The 2,319-nt window shown below is 45.5% G+C and carries 3 protein-coding genes; all 3 read left to right on the plus strand.

Annotated elements, in window-relative coordinates; translation table 11 throughout:
* The coding region (locus C1A02_RS13280; protein WP_101698718.1) for a BMC domain-containing protein at positions 1–257 on the plus strand (257 nt) is incomplete at its 5' end.
* A 402-nt stretch (positions 258–659) separates the two neighbouring features.
* Positions 660–1,229: an ANTAR domain-containing response regulator gene (locus C1A02_RS13285; protein ID WP_101698719.1), complete on the plus strand. Its 570-nt coding sequence runs from the start codon at positions 660–662 to the stop codon at positions 1,227–1,229.
* 567 nt (positions 1,230–1,796) lie between these two features.
* Entirely contained in the window at positions 1,797–2,075 is a 279-nt protein-coding gene (eutM, locus tag C1A02_RS13290; RefSeq protein WP_101698622.1) for an ethanolamine utilization microcompartment protein EutM, read from the plus strand.
* Positions 2,076–2,319: the final 244 nt, after the last annotated feature.

Below are 2,319 nucleotides of genomic sequence, written 5' to 3' on the forward strand. Positions count from 1 at the left end.
CAAAAGGTTTAGTAGGTTCCATCGAAGCAGCCGACGCCATGGTAAAGGCAGCAAACGTTTACCTGATCGGCAAAGAGCACGTGGGCGGCGGTTTGGTAACCGTGATGGTCAGAGGCGACGTTGGCGCAGTGAAGGCTGCCACCGATGCCGGCGCTGCTGCCGCACAGCGCGTGGGCGAGCTGGTTTCCGTCCACGTTATCCCCAGACCCCACGCCGAGGTCGAAGCAATTCTGCCCGCTGTGAAACCTGCTGAATAAGCGATTTCCCGAAGCCCAAGGCTCGGGTGAAAATTGCCCCGAGCCTGAAACGTATCGAAACACCCGTCCTTTGTCATTTGGCAAAGGACGGGCTGATTTCGTCAAAGGCCGAACCCTTTTGAAAATTGATGATGACGTTTGATTCTTGGCGTATGGCAGGCCACCTATGGTAACTTTTTTGTGCCATGGTGGGTTATTTACCGTTGACACATGCTTTGTTTGAGAATATGGCATGGCATCGGTATTTTCTGCCCAATCAAAGTGAAGAATAAGTGGGAATAATGAAAAAGCATACGACCAGAAACAAAATCACTATAAAACTTGTGAGTATTGACTTTTTTTCATTATCCCAATAAAATATTATTATAAAAATATGTGTTTTGGAATTAAGCAGGTGGCGTAATGTATCGGGTTGTTCTTGCAGAAGATGAACCGCTTATCCGAATGTATGTAAGAGAGATATTGGAGCTCAATGGTTACGAAGTGGTGGGAGAAGCCGGAGACGGCTTTGATGCCATAGAGGTTTGCAGAAAGACAAAACCCGATTTTGTTATCCTTGATATCAGAATGCCGGTGTTAGATGGATTAGAAGCGGCTGCAATCATCCATCGGGAAGAGCTGGCATCGTTTATTTTGTTACTCACAGCATACAGCGATAAGTCTATGGCTGAAAAGGCAGTTGAGGCCGATGTGATGGGGTGTATCATCAAACCGATTGATGAAAATACGCTGATACCGGCCATTGAAATTGCCATCAGCAAACACAAGAAAATGAAAAAATTAGCTGCGGAATACGGCAAGGCGAAGACCGCTTTGGAAGACCGCAAATTCGTTGACAAAGCCAAGGGCATTTTGATGGCAAAGAAATCCATGCAAGAAAACGAAGCGTATGAGTATATGCGCAAAGTGGCTATGGATAAAGGCTGCACCATCGCTCAGGTGGCAAAAATGATGATCTCGGCGATGAAATGATTGAAAACGGAATATTGTTCCGGTATGCAATGGCGTGTGCCGGATGGGCAACGGAGTCCAAATGAGCTTTTCTTGAGAAAGCTCTGGGACTCTTTTTGTTTTTTTCGGTAGAAAATTACTTTTTACATACGATCATCCGGCAAAATAAAAAGTTTGCTATGCAACGGAGCATAACAAATTCTGTTTTTGAGGCAAAGAAGCCCAAAAATTCCTGATTTCAGGGGATTTTTGGGCTTCTTTCTATTTNAGAAAATTACTTTTTACATACGATCATCCGGCAAAATAAAAAGTTTGCTATGCAACGGAGCATAACAAATTCTGTTTTTGAGGCAAAGAAGCCCAAAAATTCCTGATTTCAGGGGATTTTTGGGCTTCTTTCTATTTTCCGAAAAAGAGCATTGGGCAAACAGAAGGAACAGTTGCTCCATTCATTCCAAAGACTTTGTGAACTCTTGAGAGAACAAAGGATGGCAAGCAATCTCACGGTCATCGAATCCATTTAGTGGGGTGCCAAAGCGACTGTGAGAAATAACCGAAGAGCCAAAGAAAAGAAGGAGGATTTCAGCAATGAATCAAAACGCTTTAGGTATGATTGAAACAAAAGGTTTGGTAGGTGCAATTGAAGCATCTGACGCGATGGTAAAGGCGGCCAATGTGACTTTAATCGGCAAAGAGCATGTGGGCGGCGGTTTGGTAACCGTTCTGATTCGCGGGGATGTCGGTGCAGTAAAGGCTGCAACAGATGCAGGCGCTGCCGCAGCACAGCGGGTGGGAGAACTGATTTCTGTTCATGTGATTCCCCGCCCCCACAGTGAAGTGGAGGCTATTTTACCCAAAACGAAATAAGAAGGCTGAAGATTCAAAGAAAGTATGTGATGGATGAAACAGCCTTTCAGCGAAAAGGAAGCCGGATTTTAACGACATGAGAGCTTTTTCTTCTTACATTTGTGTTCGTCACGCCGTTGGGGATCGCGCTTGGGTGCGGGAAAGAGCGGATGTGACAGAAAGGACAGAACCATGGATTACCGAATCATTAAATCGCCCACAGCGGGAACGCTGGATATTCTGGCGCGGCGCACGGGAATCACTC

Origin of the sequence: Clostridium minihomine (assembly GCF_900240385.1) — a bacterium.
Taxonomy (GTDB): Bacteria; Bacillota; Clostridia; order Oscillospirales; family Acutalibacteraceae; genus Faecalispora; species Faecalispora minihomine.

What these genes read in the sequence shown, in the direction of transcription:
- eutM (WP_101698622.1), top strand. Translation starts at nt 1,797, where the DNA reads ATGAATCAAAACGCTTTAGGTATGATTGAAACAAAAGGTTTGGTAGGT.
- C1A02_RS13285 (WP_101698719.1), top strand. Translation starts at nt 660, where the DNA reads ATGTATCGGGTTGTTCTTGCAGAAGATGAACCGCTTATCCGAATGTAT.